Genomic DNA, 20621 nt, shown 5'->3' on the forward strand with positions numbered 1-20621 from the left:
GATCTCGAGCAGCCCAAGACCAAGCTGCTCGCGGAGCAGTTGAAGGGCTTCGGTCTCGAGAACGTGCTGATTATTTCCAGCGAAGTGGACAAGAATCTGTACCTGGCGTCGCGCAATCTTCATCGTGTTGATGTGAGCGATGTAGAGGGTGTCAATCCAGTGAGCCTTGTAGCGTTCGACAAGGTGTTGGTCACCGTCGACGCGGTGAAGAAGTTTGAGGAGGCGCTGGCGTGAATCAGGAACGAGTTTTTCAGATATTGCTGGGTCCGCACGTGTCGGAGAAGGCCGCGATTGTTGCGGATAACAGCAATCAATATGTATTTAAAGTAGCGCTTGATGCCACCAAGGACGAGATTCGCACCTCGGTTGAGCAGTTGTTCAAGGTTACCGTAGACGATGTACAGACGCTTCGAGTGAAGGGCAAGTCCAAGCGCAATCGCTTTGGCTGGAGCAACAAGCCTTCCTGGAAGAAAGCTTACGTTCGTCTCGAGCAGGGTCAGGAAATTGACTTTGCGTCGATCAGTTAAGGGGTACTGACTAATGGCAGTCGTAAAAAGCAAACCGACCTCGGCCGGTCGCCGCCACCAGGTAAAGGTGGTGGGTGCTGATCTCCATAAGGGTGCTCCCCACGCGCCGCTGCTGGAGAAACAGTCCAAGTCTGGCGGTCGGAACAATGCCGGTCGTATTACCACCCGGCATATCGGTGGTGGTCACAAGCATCATTACCGCGTTATTGATTTCAAGCGTAATAAAGATGGCATTCCGGCGAAGGTAGAGCGTTTGGAGTACGACCCCAACCGTACGGCTCACATCGCACTGATGCTCTACGCCGATGGCGAGCGTCGCTATATTATTGCGCCTAAAGGCATCAAGGCGGGCGATACGCTCTATTCAGGCTCTACGGCGCCCATCAAGGCCGGTAACTGCCTGCCGCTGCGCAATATTCCAGTGGGTTCGGTTATTCACTGCATCGAGATGAAGCCGGGCCGTGGAGCCCAGTTGGCTCGCTCTGCAGGTGCGTCAGTACAGCTGGTGGCTCGCGAGGGTCAGTACGCCACTGTTCGGCTTCGTTCCGGCGAAACCCGCAGAGTGCCGGTTGATTGTCGCGCTACGCTCGGAGAGGTATCCAACTCTGAGCACAGCCTGCGTAAGTTGGGTAAAGCGGGCGCTGCGCGATGGCGCGGTGTTCGTCCGACGGTGCGCGGCGTCGCGATGAACCCGGTCGATCACCCGCATGGTGGTGGTGAGGGTAAGACCTCCGGTGGTCGCCACCCCGTTTCGCCCTGGGGCCAGCCGACCAAGGGTTACAAGACACGCAAAAACAAGCGCACCGACACCTTTATTGTTCGTCGTCGTCGCAAGAAGTAATCGCTGAATAGGTAGAGAGGAAAACTACGTGCCACGTTCATTGAAAAAAGGCCCCTTTATCGACCTTCACCTTATGAAGAAGGTTGAAGCAGCGGTTGAGAGTAATGATCGCCGACCTATCAAGACCTGGTCACGACGATCCATGGTGTCACCCGACATGGTCGGTCTGACGATTGCCGTGCACAACGGACGGCAGCATGTGCCCGTGCTGATTAACGAAGACATGGTAGGCCACAAGCTGGGTGAGTTCGCGGCAACGCGCACCTTCAAGGGCCACATTGTCGACAAGAAGGCCAAGCGCTAGTCAGGCCGGACGGAGATAGAAAGATGGAAATAGCAGCAAAACTTCGTGGCGCCAGCATTTCTGCGCAAAAGGTGCGGCTGGTTGCCGACCAGGTCCGGGGTAAGCCGGTTGGTGAGGCACTCAACGTGTTGGAGTTCAGCCCCAAAAAGGCTGCGCACCTGGTTCGCAAGCTGTTGAATTCAGCGATCGCGAATGCGGAAAACAATGAAGGTGCGGATGTCGATGAGCTTCGTATATCGACCATCTTTGTCGATGAAGGCATCACCCAGAAGCGTATGCGCGCACGAGCGAAAGGTCGTGGTGATCGAATTTTGAAGCGTTCTTGCCATATTACGGTCAAGGTCGCGGACAGCGAAGGCTAAGGGAGTAGACCGCATGGGTCAGAAGGTACATCCAACAGGTATTCGTCTGGGCGTGGTCAAAGACCACAACTCGGTCTGGTACGCGGACAGTAAAAATTACGCGAAGAACCTGATTAGTGATCTGCAGGTTCGCGAATACATTCTCAAGAAGCTGGATGCAGCTTCGGTAAGCCGGGTCGTGATTGAGCGTCCGGCAGCGACGGCACGTATCACTATCCACACGGCTCGCCCCGGTATTGTCATCGGTAAGAAGGGTGAAGATGTGGAGGCGCTGCGCAAGGAGTTGTCGGCCAAAATGGGTGTGCCTGTGCATATCAACATCGAGGAGATCCGCAAGCCCGATCTCGACGCCAGGCTGGTGGCTCAAAACGTTGCCCAGCAGCTCGAGCGACGCGTGATGTTTCGTCGCGCGATGAAGCGGGTCGTTCAAAACGCGATGCGTCAGGGTGCAGAGGGTATCAAGGTACAGGTCGGCGGCCGATTGGGTGGTGCTGAAATCGCGCGGTCTGAATGGTACCGCGAAGGCCGTGTGCCTTTGCACACGCTGCGCGCTGATATTGATTATTCAACGTACGAGGCGGAAACCACTTACGGGATCATTGGCGTAAAGGTCTGGATCTTCAAAGGTGAAGTGATTGGCGGCGACGATGATGCGCCGGATACGTCGCGTCGTACCGCAGCCAATTGAGCCCGGGCAGAGGAATAGAAAATGCTGCAACCGAAACGAACTAAATTCCGCAAGATGCAAAAAGGCCGTAACCGCGGCCTTGCAGAGCGCGGTAGCAAGGTCAGCTTTGGCGAATATGCGCTGAAGGCGACCGGACGTGGTCGCATAACAGCGCGTCAAATCGAGGCCGCCCGTCGTGCGATGACGCGCCATATCAAGCGTGGCGGAAAGATCTGGATCCGTATTTTCCCGGACAAGCCGATTACCGGTAAGCCGCTGGAAGTACGACAGGGTAAAGGTAAAGGTAACGTTGAATATTGGGTCGCCCAGATTCAGCCAGGACGTGTGTTGTATGAAGTCGAAGGCGTATCCGAGGCGCTGGCTCGCGAGGCATTTGACCTCGCGGCTTCCAAGCTGCCTTTGAAGACGGCCTTCGTCAAGCGGTCGGTGATGTGATGAAAGCGAAAGATTTGCGAGAAAAGTCCGAGGAAGAGCTGACCAAACAGCTTCTTGAACTCCGGGAAGAGCAGTTCAAGTTGCGTATGGCAAAGGGTACTGGTCAGTTGGGCCAGACTCATTTGCTGAAGCAGACCAAGCGTGATATCGCGCGGGTGAAAACTGTATTGGCGCAGAAGGTGGAAGCGTAATGAGTGCTGCAGAAAAACGAACCCGAACGGTTCAGGGCCGAGTTATTGGTAACAAAGCCGATAAGACTATCACCGTTGAGGTAGAGCGCCGCGTCAAGCACCCGGTGTACGGGAAGTACATCAAACGCACCTCAAAGATCCACGCTCATGACGAAGTCAACAGTGCGGGTATGGGTGACACGGTACTGGTTGCAGAGTCGCGTCCTATCTCGAAGACGAAGACGTGGACGCTGGTGGAAATACTTGAAACGGCACCGCAGATCTAACGATCTCTGGTGACACGGTGCGGCCCCGCCGCAGGTTGGAGTAAAAGAAATGATTCAGACCCAGTCATATTTGGAAGTCGCCGATAACAGTGGTGCTCGTCGCGTTATGTGCATCAAGGTATTGGGTGGGTCCAAGCGCCGTTATGCGCGTGTGGGCGACCTGATCAAAGTGACCGTTAAAGAAGCGATTCCGCGAGGAAAGGTGAAAAAAGGCCAGGTGATGACCGCAGTCGTTGTTCGAACCAAGAAAGGCGTGCGTCGTCCGGACGGTTCGCTGATTAAGTTCGATGAGAACGCAGCTGTACTTCTGAACGCCCAGGATGCGCCCATTGGTACGCGAATCTTCGGACCGGTCACTCGCGAGTTGCGTGGCGACAAGTTTATGAAAATTATTTCTCTGGCGCCGGAAGTGATCTGAGCGACAGGACGAGAGGAACGAGGCAATGGCAAAAATTAAGCGCGATGATGAAGTGATCGTCCTGGCCGGAAAGGATAAGGGCAAGCGCGGCAAGGTGCGTTCTGTGTTGGACGATAACCGCGTTCTGGTTAGTGGTGTCAATATGATCAAGAAGCACACCAAGCCCAATCCACAAGCGGGCATCCAGGGCGGTATTGTTGAAAAAGAGGCCCCGATCCAGGTATCGAACATAGCGATTTATAACCCGGGTAGCAGTAAGGCCGATCGGGTTGGCTATAAAGTCGAAGACGGAAAGAAGGTCCGTGTTTACAAATCCAGTGGCGAAGTGATCGACGCCTGAGCAAAAGCTCCGGCTGATTGAGGCAAGGAAAAATGGCAACGCTAAAGCAGAAGTATCGAAGCGAAATAGCACCGGCGCTCAAAGAAACGCTCGGTCTTTCCAATGTGATGGAAGTTCCTCGCATCACCAAAATCACACTCAATATGGGTGTGGGTGAGGCGGTTGGTGACAAGAAGGTTCTGGAGAACGCCGTCGCGGACATGGAAAAGATTGCCGGGCAGAAGGTCGTGGTGACGAAATCTCGCAGATCGATTGCAGGTTTCAAGATTCGCGACGGCTGGCCTATTGGCTGCAAGGTAACGCTTCGCGGAGAGCGCATGTATGAGTTCCTGGAGCGGTTGATTGGAATCGCCATTCCGCGGATTCGTGATTTCCGTGGCATCAGCCCGAAGTCCTTCGATGGCCGCGGTAACTTTGCAATGGGCGTGACCGAACAGATTATTTTCCCGGAGATCAACTACGACGAAGTTGACACTCTGCGTGGCATGGATATCACCATCACGACAACGGCAGCGAACGACGAACAGGGTCGTGCGCTTCTGAAAGCGTTCAATTTCCCGTTTAAGGGTTGAGAGGGTAAAGCGTGGCTAAGAAATCAATGATTGCTAGAGAGCACAAGCGTACTCGCTTGGTAGCCAAGTACGCGGCCAAGCGTGCACAGCTCAAGGAAGTCATCACCAGCCAGAGCTCTAGTGATGAAGAGCGGTGGGACGCCCAGATCCAGTTGCAAAAACTGCCACGAGATTCCAGCCCTGTTCGCCAGCGGCGTCGATGCCAGATTACGGGGCGGCCGCACGGGGTTTACAGAAAGTTTGGTTTATGCCGAAACAGGTTGCGTGAAGCGGCCATGAACGGCGATGTGCCGGGCCTGGTTAAGTCCAGCTGGTAACGGAGAAGAAAGCTTATGAGCATGCAAGATCCCATCAGCGATATGCTGACCCGACTGCGCAACGCGCAGATGGCTGGCAAGACCTCGGTAGAAATGCCGGGATCCAAGCTTAAGGCCTCTCTGGCCAAGGTTCTGGCCGAAGAAGGCTATATCGCTGACTTCAACCTTGATAGCTCGTCGGGTAAGCCCCGACTGGCGATTGAGCTGAAATATTTTGATGGTAAGCCGGTAATCGCTGAGATTGCGCGGGTGAGTCGCCCCAGCCTGCGTCGTTACGCAGCCAAGGACGAGTTGCCTTCAGTCCGCAGCGGGCTGGGTATTGCCATCGTATCCACTTCACATGGTGTGATGACCGATCGTGCCGCTCGAGCAGCGGGCGTCGGCGGCGAAATACTTTGCACCGTTTTCTGATTCGACGTTTTTAAGAGCAGACTGAGTTATGTCAAGAGTCGCAAACAATCCGGTTACGTTGCCCAAAGGCGTCGAGGTTAATCTCGACGGTCAGACGGTGGCAGTTAAAGGTGGCAAGGGCACTATGGAGATGTCGCTGATCGACGGGATCAGTGTTGATCTCGGTGACGGCGTTGCCACAGTGACCTATCGATCTGATAAGGAGCGCGCTATCGCGGGCACTACCCGCGCGCTGCTCAACAACCTCGTCGTTGGGGTATCTGATGGCTGGGAAAAGAAGCTGGTATTGAATGGTGTGGGCTATCGAGCCAAAGCCACAGGATCCGTGGTCAATCTCACTATTGGACTCTCGCATCCCGTTGATTATCAGCTCCCGGACGGTATCTCCGCGGAAACGCCGACCCAGACCGAAGTGGTTATCAAAGGTATGGACAAGCAGGCTGTGGGCCAGGCGGCTGCGGAAATCCGCAGTTACCGTCCGCCCGAGCCTTACAAGGGCAAGGGTATTCGTTACGCCGATGAGTATGTGCGGCGCAAAGAAGCCAAGAAGAAGTAGGGAAGAGCATGAACGAGAAAACAGTATCCCGTTTACGTCGCGCTCGGAAGTCTCGCGTGAGAATGCGTGCCGTAGGTGCAACGCGCTTAACGGTCCATCGAACGCCGCGTCATATTTATGCACAGGTGTTGGCACCCGATGGCGACAAGGTGCTGGCTTCAGCATCGACGCTGGATAAGGATCTTCGCGGTGGCGCCACCGGCAATGTTGATGCGGCCTCGAAAGTGGGCGCGTTGATTGCTGAGCGCGCCAAGGCGGCAGGTGTTTCACAAGTGGCCTTTGATCGCTCGGGCTTTAAGTACCACGGTCGAGTCAAAGCGTTGGCAGACGCGGCTCGCGAAGGCGGATTGGAATTCTAGGAAGAGTTATGGCGTTCAACGATCAGAAAAGAGGTCAGCAGACCGAAGGCGACCTGCAGGAAAAGTTGGTGCAGGTTAACCGTGTTGCCAAGACCGTTAAAGGTGGCCGCATCATGAGCTTCACAGCGCTCACCGTTGTCGGCGATGGCAAAGGTCGTGTGGGCTACGGTCGTGGCAAGGCTCGCGAAGTACCTGTCGCTATTCAGAAGGCGATGGAGGCGGCGCGGCGCAATATGATCAAGGTCGAGTTGGTCGACGGCACCTTACAGTACCCGGTGCGTGCCAATCATGGCGCCTCAAAGGTGTACATGCAGCCTGCGTCAGAAGGTACAGGTGTGATTGCCGGCGGTGCGATGCGTTCGGTGCTGGAGCTCGCCGGTGTCCACAACGTTTTGGCCAAGTGCTACGGGTCAACCAATCCGGTGAACGTGGTCCGCGCGACCTACAACGGTTTGCGCGACATGACGTCACCCGATGCGGTTGCGGCCAAGCGTGGCAAGACGGTTGAAGAGATCCTCAGCTGAGGCGGGAGACGGAACTCATGAGCAAAACAATGATTAAGGTCACGCAGATCAAAAGTACCGCAGGTCGTCTCAAGGCGCATCAGGCGTGTGTTCGTGGCCTGGGGCTGCGTCGCATTGGCCAGACCGTTGAAGTCGAAGATACGCCGTCGGTCCGCGGAATGATTAATAAAGTGAACTACATGGTTCGTGTAGAGGGTTGATGTAATGGCTGATGAAATGCGTTTGAACAGTCTGAAGCCTGCAGCGGGTTCAAAGCGGAACGCGAAACGCGTTGGCCGCGGTATCGGCTCTGGTGATGGCAAGACGGCAGGCCGTGGCCACAAAGGTCTCAAGGCTCGATCCGGCGGTAAAGTGAAGCCCGGTTTCGAGGGCGGCCAGATGCCGCTGCAGAAGCGTCTTCCCAAGTATGGCTTTACCTCGCGTATCGGTCGGACCACCGCGCAGGTGCGCCTGCATGAGCTCAATGCGGTTGCGGGTGATGTAGTGGATCTCGCGGCGCTCAAGGAAGCCGATCTGGTTAAGAGCAATGTCCTGCGTGCCCGGGTTTTCCTTTCTGGCGAAATCACCAAAGCAGTCACCGTCAAGGGATTGGCGGTAAGCAAGGGTGCTCGCGAGGCGATCGAAGCTGCTGGCGGGAGCGTCGAGGCGTAATTCATGGCCAACGGTATGCCATCAATGAACAATGCGGGAATGGGCGAGTTATTCGCCCGTTTACGCTTTGTATTTGTTGCGCTGATCGTCTATCGAATCGGTACGCACATCCCTGTGCCGGGTATTGACCCGGAGCAGTTGTCGGCGCTTTTCGACCAGAATCAGGGGACTATTCTCGGACTGGCAAACGTGTTTTCCGGCGGTGCACTCGAGCGCATGAGTATTCTTGCGCTGGGTATTCTTCCCTATATTTCCGCCTCGATCATCATGCAATTGATGACCGCTGTAACCCCGTCTCTGGAGCAGCTCAAAAAAGAGGGCGAGTCAGGTCGTAGAAAGATAAGCCAGATGACCCGCTATTTAACGGTGCTGTTGGCCCTGGTGCAGGGCACGGGTATGACCGTTGGGCTTGCGAATCAAGGCCTCACTTTCGACACGTCGATTACCTTTTATGTCATCGCCATCACGTCGCTGGTCACCGGAGCCGTGTTCATGATGTGGCTGGGTGAGCAAATTACCGAAAAGGGCATTGGTAACGGTATCTCGCTGCTGATTTTTGCCGGGATTGTCGCGGGATTGCCCGCCGCGATCGGGCAGTCCATGGAGCAGGCTCGACAGGGCGAACTGAATATTCTTGTGTTGCTGGCCATTGTCGCCCTGGCAATCGCGGTTATTTATCTGGTTGTCTTCATCGAGCGCGGACAACGGCGTCTCACAGTCAATTATGCCAAGCGTCAGCAGGGCAATAAGCAGTACCAGGCGCAGTCATCGCACCTGCCGCTGAAGGTCAACATGGCAGGTGTAATTCCCGCTATTTTTGCCAGCTCAATACTGCTTTTCCCCGCGTCGGTGGCGCAGTGGTTTGGCAGCGCCGACAATGCGGATTGGCTGCAGGACCTGGCGGTGGCTATTGGGCCTGGGCAGCCGTTGAATATTATCCTGTTCACTGGATTTATCATCTTTTTCTGCTTCTTTTACACCGCGCTGATGTTTAACCCACAGGAAGTGGCTGACAATCTCAAGCGTTCGGGTGCCTTCGTGCCGGGTATTCGCCCCGGTAAGCAGACGGCCAATTATATCGATGGCGTGTTAACCCGGCTCACGGTCTTCGGTTCAGCGTACATTGCGCTGGTATGCCTGTTGCCGCAGTTTTTGGTCGTCATGTTCAACGTTCCTTTTTACCTCGGCGGTACGTCAATGCTGATCGTTGTGGTTGTTGTGATGGACTTTATGGCCCAGGTGCAGAGCCACCTGATGTCTCATCAGTATGAAGGTGTAATGAAAAAAGCAAACCTGGCCAGCACCGGTCCCGCCGGCCGGCTACGGTAGGTTTCAGGAGTAAGTAAAATGAAGGTTAGAGCTTCAGTTAAAAAGGTATGTCGTAACTGCAAGATCGTTCGTCGTAACGGTGTGGTTAGAGTGATCTGTTCCAGCGATCCGCGACATAAGCAGCGCCAGGGATAATTTCATTGAAATTGTTTCGGCAAATCAGTAATATGCGCGCCCCTCGATTTGAGTGCGTGGCGTCTGCTCGTGTGAGCAGCACAAAGAACGTTTGGAGATAAATCAATGGCGCGTATCGCCGGTGTCAACATTCCCGATCATAAACACGCAGTAGTCTCGCTGACGTACATCTACGGTGTAGGCCGCACCCAGGCTAAGAAGCTGTGTGCTGTTACCGGCGTCGATGAGGCTACCAAAGTGGCTGACCTCAACGAGGGGCAGCTCGACCAGCTGCGTAGCCTCGTTTCAGAGATGACCATAGAAGGTGATCTTCGACGAGAAGTGTCAATGAATATCAAGCGGCTTATGGATCTCGGCTGTAACCGTGGTTTACGTCACCGCAGAGGTCTTCCCTTGCGTGGTCAGCGAACCAAAACCAATGCTCGAACCCGAAAAGGACCGCGCAAGCCGATCCGACGGTAAGAGATTTTTTTCAGTGTAGCTACATCGCTTATTTGTAGCGTGGATATTGAAGTAGGAAAAAAATGGCAAAGCAGGCCAAGACAACAAAGCGGAAGATCACCAAGCAGGTGGTCGATGGCGTAGCGCATGTGCACGCCTCTTTTAACAATACGATCGTCACCATTACCGATCGTCAGGGAAACACACTGAGCTGGGCGACTGCCGGTGGCTCAGGTTTTCGCGGCTCCAGAAAGTCGACGCCTTTCGCAGCACAGGTTGCCGCAGAGCGCGCCGGTGAAGCTGCCAAGGAATACGGCCTCAAGAATCTGGATGTCCAGGTCAAGGGCCCGGGACCGGGTAGAGAGTCAGCCGTGCGCGCACTGAACGCCTGTGGTTACCGCATCAGTAATATCACCGACGTGACGCCCATTCCGCACAATGGATGTCGCCCACCGAAGAAGCGTCGCGTTTAACGCAAGCGCTGAGGATTTAATAGAATGGCTCGATATATTGGACCTAAGTGCAAGCTCTCCCGTCGTGAAGGTACAGACCTTCAGCTGAAAAGCGGGGTTCGTGCGCTCGAAGCAAAGTGTAAAGCAGAGACCGCACCCGGACAGCATGGCGCTCGCCGAGGACGCCTTTCCGATTACGGAGTGCAGCTTCGGGAGAAGCAAAAGGTACGTCGCATCTATGGGGTTCTCGAGAAGCAGTTCCGTAACTATTACAAAGAAGCCGCCCGCCTCAAGGGTGCTACCGGTGAGAATCTGCTGCAGTTGCTCGAGTGCCGTCTGGATAATGTGGTTTACCGGATGGGCTTTGGTTCCACCCGTGCCGAAGCCCGGCAGTTGGTGGCCCACAAGGGTATTTTGATCAACAACGCTGTGGTCAATATCCCCTCGTATCAGGTTAAGCCAGGTGATGTGGTATCCATTCGTGAAAAGGCCAAGAAGCAATTGCGTGTGCAGGCAGCTCTGAGTCTTGCCGAGCAACGCGGGGAACCCGTCTGGATCGAGGTCAACAACGAGAAGCTCGAGGGCACTTTTAAGGCAAAGCCCGAGCGAGCGGATCTGTCCAGCGAAATCAACGAAAACCTGATCGTGGAGTTGTACTCGAAGTAACCTTCGAAGACGGCCCTACCTCACAAGAATCAACCGCAGGTGCATTATGCAAAGTTCAGTAAATGAGTTTCTTACCCCACGGGTTATCAAGGTTGATGAGAAATCGACTACTCGTGCGCAGGTAACCCTCGAGCCGCTGGAGCGTGGTTTCGGCCATACGCTGGGTAACGCCCTGCGACGTATCCTCCTGTCCTCGATGCCTGGTTGCGCCATTACCGAAGTCGAAATTGACGGTGTTCTTCACGAATACTCGGCGATAGAGGGTGTACAGGAAGACGTCATCGAAATCCTGCTCAATCTGAAAGGCGTGGCGCTGACAATGGCTGGCAAGGATGAAGCCGAGTTGTCTCTGGTTGCCAAAGGGCCTTGTACGGTGACCGCCGGTGATATTCAGGTGGACCACGATGTGGAAGTCTCCAACCCGGATCACGTTATTTGCACTCTGACCTCAGATCAGGAGCTGGCTGTTCGCCTGGTTGCCCAGCGCGGTCGCGGCTACTCTCCCGCGGACTCGAGAGAGGATCCAGAGGACGAAACGCGTTCGATCGGTCGCCTGCACCTCGACGCTTCATTCTCGCCGATCCGTCGTATCTCCTACGTCGTTGAGTCGGCTCGTGTAGAGCAGCGTACCGACCTTGATAAGCTGGTTATCGATCTCGAGACCAATGGCACGATCGATCCCGAAGAGGCCATTCGTCGCGCCGCGACCATCCTGCAGCAGCAACTCTCGGTCTTTGTTGATCTCGAGAGTGAAGCGCAAACCACCGCGACCGAGCAGGAAGACGAAGTTGATCCTATCCTGCTGCGTCCGGTTGATGATCTCGAGTTGACTGTTCGATCAGCGAACTGCCTCAAGGCCGAGAACATTTATTACATAGGGGACCTTGTGCAGCGTACTGAAGTCGAGCTGCTGAAGACGCCTAACCTCGGTAAGAAATCGCTCACGGAGATTAAAGACGTCCTGGCTTCCAGAGGTCTTTCCCTCGGTATGCGTCTTGAGAACTGGCCGCCTGCCAGCCTCAAGAACGACGAGCGTTTACTCAGCGCTTGAAGCTACAGTAATTAGCAACCGCCGTGAGGCGGTAACAGTGAAGGAATAAAGAAATGCGTCATCGTCACAGCGGTAGACAGCTCAACCGTAACAGCTCCCACCGCAAAGCCATGTTTCGTAACATGGCGGTGTCACTGGTAGAGCACGAGCTGATCAAGACTACCTTGCCCAAGGCCAAGGAGTTGCGGAGCTATGCCGAACCTTTGATCACGCTGGCCAAGAAAGACAGCGTTGCCAACCGACGATTGGCCTTCGACCGTACTCGGTCAAAGGCTGCCGTGGGCAAACTGTTCTCTGAGCTGGGTCCCAGATATCAGGAGCGGCCTGGAGGCTACATTCGTATTCTCAAGTGCGGCTATCGCATGGGTGACAAGGCGCCCATGGCTTATGTCGAGCTGGTTGATCGTCCCGAACCTGATGTCGTGGACGATATTGAAGAAATCGATGGTGACGACGAATAAGCGCCTGGCGGTTTCGTTCTAGAAAAAAGCCCGGCAATGCCGGGCTTTTTTTTGGCTTATCGCGAATACCAATGATCGTTTATCTCAGCGGATAAGCTTCGCGTATGACGTCCCACCTGCCCCGAGCTGCTCGGCCCCGGATTACTCGGGCTGCTCCCGTGGCTTCATCGCCACCTGTGTACCAGACGGCCCGCTCGTCGACGCTCGAGCAAACCGGCGCCAAGCCTCCCTCAGCAGTCACTGCAAGTACGGTCGAACCACCCCTGAACGTGGCACTGGCGCGAGGTGAGGTAGACGGGAGTCCTTTGGGCGTCGACGAGCGACTCTTACCGTGCACTGTCCTTGCTGGAGCTGCGCGAGCAGCCCAAAGGACTGCCGTTTGCCTCACCGACTTCAAGCTGAGGATGCGGTCGCCGGCAACTGTATTACACAGCAAAGATTGAAGTATCGCGCTGGCCTAAATCCCGCTAACCCCGTGACAAATCATTGCTAATGAGTGGGGCGGTAGGTAAAGCGGGCTCAGCTTGGACAGTTATTCGGTATACCGCTTGATCAGTTGTCGCCCAAGGGCCATTTGATGGACCTGATCGGGGCCATCCGCCTGGCGGCACCAGCGCGCATAATTGAAGAACTCGGCCATCGGGAAATCTTCGGTCAGCCCGCCAGCGCCGAACATCTGCATACACTTATCAATCACTTGCTGCATCATTCTCGGCACGCTGATCTTCGCGGCAGCAATCATATCTTTTGCTTCCTGTGCACCCACTTGGTCCATTTTGGCGCAGGTCTTGAGCACCAACAGGCGCGCCATTTCGATATCAGAGAAACAATCGGCGATATCCTCTCTGACCGATTGATGCTGCGCCAGTGGCTTGCCGAAGGTTTCGCGCTCGGTGACTCGCTGGCAAGCCATCTCCAGTGTGCGCTGGCCGGCCCCAATCAGCCGCATACAGTGATGCATGCGACCCGGTCCAAGCCGTCCCTGTGCGATCTCAAAGCCACGACCTTCCCCGAGTAGCACGTTCTCTGCGGGTACTCGCACGTCTTCAAAGCGAATTTCGGCATGGCCCTGGGGAGCGTCGTCGTAGCCCAGTGTCGTCAGTGGGCGAACCTTGATGAGCCCTGGCGTTCCATCGGGAACCAGTACCTGGCTTTGTTGGAGGTGGCGGCTCGCGTTGTTGGGATCAGACTTCCCCATGACAATAAACACACCGGTGCGCTCATACATTGCAGAGGTAATGAACCACTTCCGACCATTCAGTACCCACTCGTCGCCATCGCGAACAATGCTTAATTCGACATTGGTAGCATCGCTGGAGGCCACCTGGGGTTCGGTCATTGCGTAGGCAGCTGCCATGTCACCGGCCAGCATCGGCTTTAGCCACCGCTCTTGCTGCTCGGGCGTACCGTATTTCATGAAGACTTCCATGTTACCGGTGTTGGGCGCATTGCAATTGAAAACCTCGGGAGACCAGATGACCCGCCCCATAATCTCTGCCAACGGCGCATAGTCAAAGTTGCTGAGGCCTCCGTGGTCGCTCCACTCCGAGAGTTTGGGGGGAATAAACAGATTCCAGAGTCCCTCGGCCTTCGCCTTCTCTCGCAGGGACTCCATGATGGGTACCAGCCCAAATCGATTATCCATTGCGGCTACTTGTTCGTGGTAGACGTGCTCGTTGGGAAACACGTGCGCGGCCATAAACGCCTCAAGGGCCTCCTGAAGCTGCATTGACTGCTCACTGAACGTGATCATTTTCTAACTCCTGAGCCCTGAAGCGGGCGGTTTGCGACGCAGAAATCTATGCCCAGTATTGTGCCTCAGGCACGCAGGAGGCGCTGTTCCTTTGTCGGAGAATGCGACACTTTTATTGTCAGGCGGCTTTTTCAGTTCGGCTGCGTTTACTGCGCTTTACCACTTTTTTCTTCCGCTTTTCGTCGCTTGTCAGCAACGGCGCCAGGAACCGTCCCGTGTGTGAGCCCTTATTGACGGCGACGGCTTCTGGTGTGCCAGTGGCAACCACCTCACCACCGCCCGAGCCGCCCTCGGGCCCGAGGTCTATCAACCAGTCTGCGGTTTTAATGACATCGAGATTGTGCTCGATGATGATGACCGTATTACCACCATCACGAAGTCGGTGCAGTACATCCAGCAGTTGCCGGATATCTTCGAAGTGCAAGCCGGTAGTGGGCTCGTCCAGAATATAGAGGGTTTTACCGGTGTCTCGCTTGGAGAGCTCCTTGGAGAGCTTGACGCGTTGCGCCTCACCACCTGAGAGCGTGGTCGCTGCCTGCCCCAATCGGACGTACGACAGACCGACATCCATCAAGGTTTGTAGTTTTCTGGCAATTGAAGGTACCGCCTCGAAGAAGTCGAGTGCGTCCTCGATGGTCATCTCCAGTACTTCGCTGATGTTCTTGCCTTTGTAGCGGATCTCCAGCGTTTCGCGGTTGTAGCGCTTGCCCTTACAGACGTCGCAAGGCACGTAGATGTCGGGTAGAAAATGCATTTCCACTTTGGTGACGCCATCTCCCTGACAGGCTTCACATCGCCCACCACGGACATTGAAGCTAAAGCGCCCCGGCTTATAACCCCGTGACCGCGCCTCCTGTGTACCGGCGAACAGCTCGCGTACGGGGGTGAAAATTCCCGTGTAGGTAGCTGGATTGGACCGTGGTGTCCTTCCAATAGGGCTCTGGTCAATGTCGATGCATTTGTCGAGATGCTGTAGCCCGGTGATGCTGTCGTGCGCACCGGCTTTTAGTGTGGTTGCACCATTGAGTGCGGTTGCGGCCAGAGGGTAGAGGGTACCGTTGACCAGGGTGGACTTGCCCGAACCCGATACACCGGTGACACAGGTCAGCAGGCCCAGGGGCAGCGAGACACTGACATCTTTCAGATTATTGCCGCTGGCACCTGTAATGGTCAGTTGGCGTTTGGCATCAGGTTTGCATCGCTTCTTTGGAATGCTGACTTCACGCCTGCCCGACAGGTAGTCTCCGGTGAGGGAGGATTCGCATTCAGTAATGGCTTTCAGGCTACCTTCTGCGACGATTTGACCACCGTGAACCCCGGCACCGGGGCCAATATCGATAATGTGGTCGGCCTGACGTATGGCGTCTTCGTCATGTTCGACCACAAGCACCGTATTTCCCAGATCTCTCAGATGGGTCAGCGTGCGCAGCAAACGCTCGTTGTCGCGCTGATGCAGGCCAATCGAGGGCTCGTCCAGAATGTACATAACACCGACCAGTCCCGCGCCAATCTGGGAGGCCAGGCGTATACGCTGTGCTTCACCGCCCGAGAGGGTCTCCGCGCTTCGATTCAGGGTGAGATAATTCAGACCGACGTCGACCAGAAAGCGATAACGCGCCCGCAATTCCTTGAGGATTTTGTCCGCGATCTCGCCCTGTCGCCCCGCAAGTTCCAGTTGATCAAAGTAATCCTGAGCCTCGCCAACCGGCATTTCGGTAATGCTCGGCAGTGTGCGCTCATCAACAAAAACACTTCGCGCGTCCTCGCGTAAACGGGTTCCCCCACATTGGTGGCAGGGCGCAGAGCTCACGAACTTTGACAACTCATCGCGCACCGACTGGGATTCGGTATCCCGGTAGCGGCGCTCCATATTGGGTAAGACACCCTCGAAGGCATGGCGACGCTTGAATACACTGCCGCGATCGTTGATGTAGGAAAACTCCAGTTCCTCACCACCACTGCCGTTCAAAATGACCTCCCGGTGCTTTTTGCTCAATGCTTCGAAGGGCTTGTCGATATCAAAGCCGTAGTGATCCGCCAGTGAGGTCAGGAGGTGAAAATAATAGACATTGCGGCGGTCCCAGCCACGAATGGCGCCAGCGCCCAGGCTGGCTTCGGGGTGGGTGACGACTCGCGCTTCGTCGAAGTACTGCATCATACCCAGCCCGTCGCAGGCCTCACAGGCGCCCGCCGGGTTGTTGAACGAAAACAGGCGGGGTTCGAGTTCATCAATACTGTGGCCGCATTCCGGGCAGGAGTAACGGGCCGAAAACAACACTTCGGGACCCTCGCTATCCATGGGTGCGACAGCAGCGAGTCCATCGGTGAGTTCAAGTGCAGTCTCAAAGGATTCGGCGAGGCGCAGTCCCAGATCGGGTCTCACTTTGAATCGATCGACGACCACATCAATGCGGTGCTTCTTTTTCTTGTCCAGAGCCGGCACATCGTCGAGGTCGACGATAATTCCATCGACACGCACGCGGATGAACCCTGCCGCCCGCATCTGCTCAAAAATGTGCTGGTGTTCGCCTTTGCGGTCCCGCACCATCGGTGCCAACAGCATCAGCTTGCTTTCCTCGGGCATTGCGAGCACCGAATCCACCATTTGGCTCACGGTCTGCGCCTCCAGCGATATCCCGTGGGTCGGGCAGCGGGGCTGGCCCACCCGTGCGAAGAGCAGGCGCAGGTAATCGTAAATTTCGGTGATGGTGCCCACCGTTGAGCGGGGATTATGGGAGGTCGATTTCTGCTCGATTGAGATGGCGGGGGAGAGTCCCTCGATGTGGTCAACGTCGGGCTTCTCCATCATCGACAGGAATTGCCGCGCATAGGTGGACAGCGACTCCACGTAGCGGCGCTGGCCTTCTGCATAGAGAGTATCGAAGGCCAGTGATGATTTCCCGGATCCGGACAGTCCGGTAATGACGACCAGCTTATCCCTGGGTATGTCGAGATCGATGTTTTGGAGATTGTGCGTGCGGGCACCGCGCACTTGAATGGTGTCCATGACGTTTCCTGGGAGTCGCTGGGCTAGCCGGTCATTATAGCGGTTATCTTTGGCTTAATCGGGACCGCCGGAGGGGGCGTCGCATCGTGCTACACTCCCCGCCCTTCTGCATACCAAACGATCGATCCGTGATTTCCAAAGAGCCCTTTACTGCCAGTGAGCGTCGAGCCGTCCTATCTCTGGCGGTACTTTACAATTTCAGAATGCTGGGCCTGTTCATGGTCCTACCCCTCATCGGTGTCTATGGTCTTGATCTCGTCGGTGCAACATCGGCGCTGATAGGCATTGCTCTCGGGGCGCATGGGCTGACACAGGTGGTGCTGCAGGTTCCCATGGGATGGGCATCCGATCGGGTTGGACGCAAACCTGTGATTCTGCTGGGTTTGGCGATATTCGTCATGGGCAGCTTTGTCGCGGCGATGGCGGATACGATTTTTGGCGTTATTGTCGGTCGGTTAATGCAGGGCGGCGGCGCCATTTCAGCGGCCCTGCTGGCGCTCGCTGCCGATTACACGCGAAACCAGCAACGCACGAAGGCAATTGCCATTATCGGCGCCAGTATCGGTGTCTCGTTTGTCATCGCTCTGGTGCTGGGTCCGGGAATAGCGGCGCTGGGTGGGCTCTCACTGGTTTTCGCCGTCACGGGACTGCTTGGACTGATAGGGATGACCCTGGTGGTGTGGGTGCTCCCGGCGGAGCCTGGCCTTGCCACAGGGCGCGATCCGGCGGAGACCGTCAGGCTCAAGCAGATTCCCCATGCCGTGGTGGCCCCCGGCCTGCCCGCGCTCTACGCCAGCGTGTTGTTTTGCCACCTGGTATTGATGGCTGCGTTTGTCGTAATACCCGCCCGGCTGGCACAGGTGATCGGTTTGCCGGCGGATCATCACTGGGCGGTTTATCTGGGGGCTATTGTGCTCTCGGTACCCGGGGTGCTTTGGGCGCTTCGGGGCGGAAGAAAGGGTAACAACACGGGACAGATCCTGCTGGTGGCGCTGGGGGCACTGGGTATTGGAGCGGTTCTGGCGGTCAATGGTGCGGGTATTGGGGCTGTGGCCTGCGGCTTGATTATCTTTTTTACCGGATTCAACGTTATGGAGGCGACCTTGCCGTCGCTGGCCTCCCAAATCGCGCCTGTGGCTTTGCGGGGCACCGTGATGGGTATTTTTTCCAGCGCGCAATTCCTTGGGGTTTTTGTCGGTGGCAGTCTGGGCGGGATTCTTTACGGTGCTGGAGGGCTTTCAGCACTTAATGTTTTGTTCCTGCTGGTATTGTTGCTGTGGTTGCCTTTGCTCTGGATGTGGCATCGAACCTCATCTTTCCTGGTCGAGGCCGCCCAAAAACAGGCTTGACGCAACTACTTTGTTCCAGGGGCTGTGCGCCCGCTGGAGCGGTTGTTATAGTCATTGATGAATAGTTTGGCGCCGCAGCCCCCGCTGCCGGCGCACTCAGGCAACCAACTGGAGAGAATTATGGCGTCCCGTGGCGTTAATAAGGTGATTATTGTAGGCAATCTGGGCAATGATCCCGAACACCGTATGCTGCCCTCGGGCGGCGCGGTCACCAATATCAGTGTCGCAACCTCGGAATCGTGGAAGGACAAGCAGACCGGCCAGCCGCAGGAACGAACCGAGTGGCACCGGGTGGTCTTTTTTAACCGCCTTGCGGAGATTGCTGCCGAGTACCTGCGCAAGGGGTCCAAAGTCTACCTCGAGGGATCGCTGCGCACGCGGAAGTGGCAGGACAAATCGGGACAGGACCGATATTCCACCGAGATTGTCGCCAACGAGATGCAGATGCTGGATAGCCGTAACAGCATGAACGAGGGGTCTTCTTCGGGTGGATACTCAGGCGGTGGTGGTTATGATTCGCAACCGTCGCAAGGGGCAACTGCCCCTTCCGCCCCCGCGCCCAGTCTCGAGGACGACGATATTCCCTTCTAGGTAGGGTTCGCGTGATCCGACATTGTCTCTTCTGGCGCGGTCCGCTGCGGTGCTGACGTCCAGAGGTGATCCTACAAACAGGCTTGGTTGCAGGCGCTGCATGCCAGATTTTGATGATCGGGAGTGGGCGCCGACTGAGAGACGATGAATGCATTCGATGCTTTGTGCGCAATTCGTAGCATGATTTCCCTCTGGATTCATGCGCTATTGGGCGACATCTTCAGTGAGTGAGCTTTCCCTGTGAAGGTGCTTCTGCTGGGTGCCGATACGCCGCTGGGCTATTCGCTCAACGCTTTCTTCAACCCATTGAAGCGGCACGAGCTGGTCCAGGTCCCCCTTGCCGCCACGGCCTGGAAGCGAGAGCGCCAGCTTAAGAAGCTGATCAAGCGCGAGCAGTGTGACAGTATCATCGATACTCGCCTCATTTCTCTGATTGAGAGTCCCGATAAGTTTGGCGCCGCAGAATTAGAGCGTACTGATTGGTTGTCGGGTATTGCCCGCGCCACCGACAGCCACTTATTGTTTCTGTCCAGCGCGCGCGTGTATTCAGGGCAATTACAGCGGCCTTACAAAGAAACCGACGAGCCCGACGCCATCGACGTCAGCGGACGTCTTCTGTGCGAAGCAGAAGCGATATTGAGTGATTCTCAGGCGCGGGTCTTGACGGTGCGCCTCGGGGCCATCTTTTCGGGCCGGCGCTCCACGCGATTTACCCAGCTGCTCGACAGCATTCGCGAGCGGAAGCCTGTGCTCAGCAGTGACCAGATGCGCGGCAATCCCGTGCATACCGCTGAGGTGGCGCGTGTTGTGGCTGGAATACTGGACCAGGTGAGCGTGGGTGCCGCCGATACGGGTCTGTATCATTATTGCAGCTTGGGAGATACAGGCTACTATGCCTTTTCGGAGGCCGTTATCGCCTGCGCATCGCAGTTTGATGAGTTCTCCACGGCGCGGGAAATGCTGAGAGAGATTCCCGAGGATGAAGTGACACCGTTCAATCGCTCGCTGGACTGTAATCGCATCCGATTCCAGTTCGGAATCCAGCAATTACCCTGGCGCGACTTTGTGGAGCGTGCGGTGCGCCGTTATATCGACCTTTTACGTGCGGGAGAACAGAAATGAGTGAGTTGCAGCCGCTGGGCGTCGCCGTTTTGACCATCAGTGACAGTCGCAGTCTTGCCGAAGATACGTCGGGTGATTACCTGGAGTCGGCGGCCAGGACGGCGGGACACACCATTGTTGCCCGGGAGTTGGTACCCGACGATATTTATAAAATTCGAGCCGTCGTCGCTGGATGGATTGCCGACCCCGATGTGCAGGCGGTGGTGTCTACCGGTGGCACCGGTTTTTCCGGTAGAGATTCCACGCCAGAGGCCGTTGGACCGCTATTCGATAAAGTGATCGAGGGCTTTGGAGAGGTTTTTCGAAGTCTTTCACTCGATGAGATTGGATCGTCCACGATACAGTCCCGAGCGCTCGGTGGGTTCGCCAATCGCACCGTCATTTTTTGTGTGCCTGGGTCTACGGGTGCCTGTAGGACCGCATGGCAGGGCATTATCGAACCGCAGCTTGATAGTCGGCACAAACCCTGTAACTACGCCGCCGTTTTGTCGGGAGCGTAAAC

General features: G+C 55.9%; 32 protein-coding genes. 30 read left to right on the forward strand and 2 right to left on the reverse strand.

Features of this window, described 5'->3' with window-relative positions:
• The 26 genes from rplD to rplQ form a co-directional block, all read left to right on the forward strand.
• The coding region (gene rplD, locus NOR51B_RS15690; protein WP_040481937.1) for a 50S ribosomal protein L4 at window positions 1-234 on the forward strand (234 nt) is incomplete at its 5' end.
• On the forward strand, window positions 231-527 hold the full coding sequence (gene rplW / locus NOR51B_RS08040; RefSeq protein ID WP_040481938.1) for a 50S ribosomal protein L23: 297 nt from the start codon (window positions 231-233) through the stop codon (window positions 525-527). The genes rplD and rplW, both read left to right, overlap by 4 nt.
• 13 nt (window positions 528-540) lie before the next feature.
• A complete protein-coding gene (gene rplB / locus NOR51B_RS08045) occupies window positions 541-1368 on the forward strand; it encodes a 50S ribosomal protein L2 (protein WP_040481939.1) in 828 nt (275 codons plus the stop codon).
• A gap of 28 nt (window positions 1369-1396) precedes the next feature.
• A complete protein-coding gene (gene rpsS / locus NOR51B_RS08050; RefSeq protein WP_040481940.1) occupies window positions 1397-1672 on the forward strand; it encodes a 30S ribosomal protein S19 in 276 nt (91 codons plus the stop codon).
• Window positions 1673-1695: 23 nt separating this feature from the next.
• A complete protein-coding gene (rplV, locus tag NOR51B_RS08055; protein WP_009018932.1) occupies window positions 1696-2034 on the forward strand; it encodes a 50S ribosomal protein L22 in 339 nt (112 codons plus the stop codon).
• Window positions 2035-2047: 13 nt separating this feature from the next.
• Window positions 2048-2722 carry a 30S ribosomal protein S3 gene (rpsC, locus tag NOR51B_RS08060; protein ID WP_009019893.1) on the forward strand — a complete coding sequence of 225 codons (675 nt, stop codon included), beginning with the start codon at window positions 2048-2050 and terminating at the stop codon, window positions 2720-2722.
• Between the two features lie 21 nt (window positions 2723-2743).
• Window positions 2744-3157 carry a 50S ribosomal protein L16 gene (rplP, locus tag NOR51B_RS08065; protein WP_040481941.1) on the forward strand — a complete coding sequence of 138 codons (414 nt, stop codon included), beginning with the start codon at window positions 2744-2746 and terminating at the stop codon, window positions 3155-3157.
• The gene (rpmC, locus tag NOR51B_RS08070; protein ID WP_009021259.1) at window positions 3157-3348 is read left to right on the forward strand and encodes a 50S ribosomal protein L29; all 192 of its coding nucleotides are present in this window, start codon (window positions 3157-3159) and stop codon (window positions 3346-3348) included. Before rplP ends, rpmC begins: the two co-directional genes overlap by 1 nt.
• On the forward strand, window positions 3348-3614 hold the full coding sequence (gene rpsQ, locus NOR51B_RS08075) for a 30S ribosomal protein S17 (protein WP_009019045.1): 267 nt from the start codon (window positions 3348-3350) through the stop codon (window positions 3612-3614). Before rpmC ends, rpsQ begins: the two co-directional genes overlap by 1 nt.
• Before the next feature lie 49 nt (window positions 3615-3663).
• A complete protein-coding gene (gene rplN, locus NOR51B_RS08080; protein WP_040481942.1) occupies window positions 3664-4032 on the forward strand; it encodes a 50S ribosomal protein L14 in 369 nt (122 codons plus the stop codon).
• A 25-nt stretch (window positions 4033-4057) separates the two neighbouring features.
• On the forward strand, window positions 4058-4372 hold the full coding sequence (rplX, locus tag NOR51B_RS08085) for a 50S ribosomal protein L24 (RefSeq protein ID WP_009018893.1): 315 nt from the start codon (window positions 4058-4060) through the stop codon (window positions 4370-4372).
• A gap of 32 nt (window positions 4373-4404) precedes the next feature.
• Window positions 4405-4944: a 50S ribosomal protein L5 gene (gene rplE / locus NOR51B_RS08090; RefSeq protein WP_009019963.1), complete on the forward strand. Its 540-nt coding sequence runs from the start codon at window positions 4405-4407 to the stop codon at window positions 4942-4944.
• A gap of 11 nt (window positions 4945-4955) precedes the next feature.
• Window positions 4956-5261, forward strand: a complete 306-nt coding sequence (gene rpsN / locus NOR51B_RS08095; protein WP_040481943.1) for a 30S ribosomal protein S14 — start codon at window positions 4956-4958, stop codon at window positions 5259-5261.
• A gap of 15 nt (window positions 5262-5276) precedes the next feature.
• Window positions 5277-5672, forward strand: coding sequence for a 30S ribosomal protein S8 (rpsH, locus tag NOR51B_RS08100; protein WP_009018827.1), 396 nt, complete (start codon window positions 5277-5279; stop codon window positions 5670-5672).
• Between the two features lie 28 nt (window positions 5673-5700).
• Complete coding sequence (rplF, locus tag NOR51B_RS08105; RefSeq protein WP_009021412.1) at window positions 5701-6228, forward strand: 50S ribosomal protein L6; 528 nt, start codon at window positions 5701-5703, stop codon at window positions 6226-6228.
• Between the two features lie 8 nt (window positions 6229-6236).
• Entirely contained in the window at window positions 6237-6587 is a 351-nt protein-coding gene (rplR, locus tag NOR51B_RS08110; protein WP_040481944.1) for a 50S ribosomal protein L18, read from the forward strand.
• A gap of 8 nt (window positions 6588-6595) precedes the next feature.
• Window positions 6596-7111 (forward strand): 30S ribosomal protein S5, encoded by a 516-nt coding sequence (gene rpsE / locus NOR51B_RS08115; RefSeq protein ID WP_009019193.1) that lies wholly within the window; start codon window positions 6596-6598, stop codon window positions 7109-7111.
• A gap of 17 nt (window positions 7112-7128) precedes the next feature.
• Window positions 7129-7311: a 50S ribosomal protein L30 gene (gene rpmD, locus NOR51B_RS08120; protein ID WP_009019162.1), complete on the forward strand. Its 183-nt coding sequence runs from the start codon at window positions 7129-7131 to the stop codon at window positions 7309-7311.
• 16 nt (window positions 7312-7327) lie between these two features.
• Window positions 7328-7762 (forward strand): 50S ribosomal protein L15, encoded by a 435-nt coding sequence (rplO, locus tag NOR51B_RS08125; protein ID WP_040482464.1) that lies wholly within the window; start codon window positions 7328-7330, stop codon window positions 7760-7762.
• A gap of 3 nt (window positions 7763-7765) precedes the next feature.
• Window positions 7766-9091 (forward strand): preprotein translocase subunit SecY, encoded by a 1326-nt coding sequence (gene secY, locus NOR51B_RS08130; protein WP_009018898.1) that lies wholly within the window; start codon window positions 7766-7768, stop codon window positions 9089-9091.
• An 18-nt stretch (window positions 9092-9109) separates the two neighbouring features.
• The gene (gene rpmJ / locus NOR51B_RS15230) at window positions 9110-9226 is read left to right on the forward strand and encodes a 50S ribosomal protein L36 (RefSeq protein WP_081443920.1); all 117 of its coding nucleotides are present in this window, start codon (window positions 9110-9112) and stop codon (window positions 9224-9226) included.
• 105 nt (window positions 9227-9331) lie between these two features.
• Window positions 9332-9688, forward strand: a complete 357-nt coding sequence (gene rpsM / locus NOR51B_RS08135) for a 30S ribosomal protein S13 (RefSeq protein ID WP_009019184.1) — start codon at window positions 9332-9334, stop codon at window positions 9686-9688.
• A gap of 62 nt (window positions 9689-9750) precedes the next feature.
• On the forward strand, window positions 9751-10140 hold the full coding sequence (gene rpsK / locus NOR51B_RS08140; protein WP_009020678.1) for a 30S ribosomal protein S11: 390 nt from the start codon (window positions 9751-9753) through the stop codon (window positions 10138-10140).
• A 24-nt stretch (window positions 10141-10164) separates the two neighbouring features.
• Window positions 10165-10785 (forward strand): 30S ribosomal protein S4, encoded by a 621-nt coding sequence (gene rpsD, locus NOR51B_RS08145; protein WP_040481945.1) that lies wholly within the window; start codon window positions 10165-10167, stop codon window positions 10783-10785.
• Window positions 10786-10831: 46 nt separating this feature from the next.
• On the forward strand, window positions 10832-11836 hold the full coding sequence (locus tag NOR51B_RS08150) for a DNA-directed RNA polymerase subunit alpha (protein WP_009020358.1): 1005 nt from the start codon (window positions 10832-10834) through the stop codon (window positions 11834-11836).
• 53 nt (window positions 11837-11889) lie between these two features.
• A complete protein-coding gene (gene rplQ, locus NOR51B_RS08155; RefSeq protein WP_040481946.1) occupies window positions 11890-12297 on the forward strand; it encodes a 50S ribosomal protein L17 in 408 nt (135 codons plus the stop codon).
• 532 nt (window positions 12298-12829) lie between these two features.
• Here the strand turns inward: rplQ and NOR51B_RS08160 are convergent.
• Window positions 12830-14050 carry an acyl-CoA dehydrogenase family protein gene (locus NOR51B_RS08160; RefSeq protein ID WP_009019718.1) on the reverse strand — a complete coding sequence of 407 codons (1221 nt, stop codon included), beginning with the start codon at window positions 14048-14050 and terminating at the stop codon, window positions 12830-12832.
• A gap of 118 nt (window positions 14051-14168) precedes the next feature.
• Entirely contained in the window at window positions 14169-17057 is a 2889-nt protein-coding gene (uvrA, locus tag NOR51B_RS08165) for an excinuclease ABC subunit UvrA (RefSeq protein WP_009020584.1), read from the reverse strand.
• Between the two features lie 128 nt (window positions 17058-17185).
• On the opposite strand from uvrA, the gene NOR51B_RS08170 reads away from it, so the two are divergent.
• From NOR51B_RS08170 to moaB, 4 genes are all read left to right on the forward strand, one after another.
• Entirely contained in the window at window positions 17186-18406 is a 1221-nt protein-coding gene (locus tag NOR51B_RS08170; protein WP_009021664.1) for an MFS transporter, read from the forward strand.
• Window positions 18407-18526: 120 nt separating this feature from the next.
• Complete coding sequence (gene ssb / locus NOR51B_RS08175; protein ID WP_009021516.1) at window positions 18527-18997, forward strand: single-stranded DNA-binding protein; 471 nt, start codon at window positions 18527-18529, stop codon at window positions 18995-18997.
• 240 nt (window positions 18998-19237) lie between these two features.
• Window positions 19238-20119, forward strand: a complete 882-nt coding sequence (locus NOR51B_RS08180) for a sugar nucleotide-binding protein (protein ID WP_009020046.1) — start codon at window positions 19238-19240, stop codon at window positions 20117-20119.
• Window positions 20116-20619, forward strand: coding sequence for a molybdenum cofactor biosynthesis protein B (gene moaB / locus NOR51B_RS08185; RefSeq protein ID WP_009019070.1), 504 nt, complete (start codon window positions 20116-20118; stop codon window positions 20617-20619). The genes NOR51B_RS08180 and moaB overlap by 4 nt, the downstream gene beginning before the upstream one ends.
• Window positions 20620-20621 lie beyond the last annotated feature (2 nt).

This window comes from Luminiphilus syltensis NOR5-1B, from assembly GCF_000158175.1.
GTDB lineage: Bacteria > Pseudomonadota > Gammaproteobacteria > Pseudomonadales > Halieaceae > Luminiphilus > Luminiphilus syltensis.

Excerpts from the sequence above, each read along its gene's own strand:
- rplB (WP_040481939.1), top strand. The coding sequence starts at position 541 with ATGGCAGTCGTAAAAAGCAAACCGACCTCGGCCGGTCGCCGCCACCAG.
- rplV (WP_009018932.1), top strand. The coding sequence starts at position 1,696 with ATGGAAATAGCAGCAAAACTTCGTGGCGCCAGCATTTCTGCGCAAAAG.
- rpsC (WP_009019893.1), top strand. The coding sequence starts at position 2,048 with ATGGGTCAGAAGGTACATCCAACAGGTATTCGTCTGGGCGTGGTCAAA.
- rplP (WP_040481941.1), top strand. The coding sequence starts at position 2,744 with ATGCTGCAACCGAAACGAACTAAATTCCGCAAGATGCAAAAAGGCCGT.
- rpmC (WP_009021259.1), top strand. The coding sequence starts at position 3,157 with ATGAAAGCGAAAGATTTGCGAGAAAAGTCCGAGGAAGAGCTGACCAAA.
- rpsQ (WP_009019045.1), top strand. The coding sequence starts at position 3,348 with ATGAGTGCTGCAGAAAAACGAACCCGAACGGTTCAGGGCCGAGTTATT.
- rplN (WP_040481942.1), top strand. The coding sequence starts at position 3,664 with ATGATTCAGACCCAGTCATATTTGGAAGTCGCCGATAACAGTGGTGCT.
- rplX (WP_009018893.1), top strand. The coding sequence starts at position 4,058 with ATGGCAAAAATTAAGCGCGATGATGAAGTGATCGTCCTGGCCGGAAAG.
- rplE (WP_009019963.1), top strand. The coding sequence starts at position 4,405 with ATGGCAACGCTAAAGCAGAAGTATCGAAGCGAAATAGCACCGGCGCTC.
- rpsH (WP_009018827.1), top strand. The coding sequence starts at position 5,277 with ATGAGCATGCAAGATCCCATCAGCGATATGCTGACCCGACTGCGCAAC.
- rplF (WP_009021412.1), top strand. The coding sequence starts at position 5,701 with ATGTCAAGAGTCGCAAACAATCCGGTTACGTTGCCCAAAGGCGTCGAG.
- rplR (WP_040481944.1), top strand. The coding sequence starts at position 6,237 with ATGAACGAGAAAACAGTATCCCGTTTACGTCGCGCTCGGAAGTCTCGC.
- rpsE (WP_009019193.1), top strand. The coding sequence starts at position 6,596 with ATGGCGTTCAACGATCAGAAAAGAGGTCAGCAGACCGAAGGCGACCTG.
- rpmD (WP_009019162.1), top strand. The coding sequence starts at position 7,129 with ATGAGCAAAACAATGATTAAGGTCACGCAGATCAAAAGTACCGCAGGT.
- rplO (WP_040482464.1), top strand. The coding sequence starts at position 7,328 with ATGCGTTTGAACAGTCTGAAGCCTGCAGCGGGTTCAAAGCGGAACGCG.
- secY (WP_009018898.1), top strand. The coding sequence starts at position 7,766 with ATGGCCAACGGTATGCCATCAATGAACAATGCGGGAATGGGCGAGTTA.
- rpmJ (WP_081443920.1), top strand. The coding sequence starts at position 9,110 with ATGAAGGTTAGAGCTTCAGTTAAAAAGGTATGTCGTAACTGCAAGATC.
- rpsM (WP_009019184.1), top strand. The coding sequence starts at position 9,332 with ATGGCGCGTATCGCCGGTGTCAACATTCCCGATCATAAACACGCAGTA.
- rpsK (WP_009020678.1), top strand. The coding sequence starts at position 9,751 with ATGGCAAAGCAGGCCAAGACAACAAAGCGGAAGATCACCAAGCAGGTG.
- rpsD (WP_040481945.1), top strand. The coding sequence starts at position 10,165 with ATGGCTCGATATATTGGACCTAAGTGCAAGCTCTCCCGTCGTGAAGGT.
- NOR51B_RS08150 (WP_009020358.1), top strand. The coding sequence starts at position 10,832 with ATGCAAAGTTCAGTAAATGAGTTTCTTACCCCACGGGTTATCAAGGTT.
- rplQ (WP_040481946.1), top strand. The coding sequence starts at position 11,890 with ATGCGTCATCGTCACAGCGGTAGACAGCTCAACCGTAACAGCTCCCAC.
- NOR51B_RS08160 (WP_009019718.1), bottom strand. The coding sequence starts at position 14,050 with ATGATCACGTTCAGTGAGCAGTCAATGCAGCTTCAGGAGGCCCTTGAG.
- uvrA (WP_009020584.1), bottom strand. The coding sequence starts at position 17,057 with ATGGACACCATTCAAGTGCGCGGTGCCCGCACGCACAATCTCCAAAAC.
- ssb (WP_009021516.1), top strand. The coding sequence starts at position 18,527 with ATGGCGTCCCGTGGCGTTAATAAGGTGATTATTGTAGGCAATCTGGGC.
- moaB (WP_009019070.1), top strand. The coding sequence starts at position 20,116 with ATGAGTGAGTTGCAGCCGCTGGGCGTCGCCGTTTTGACCATCAGTGAC.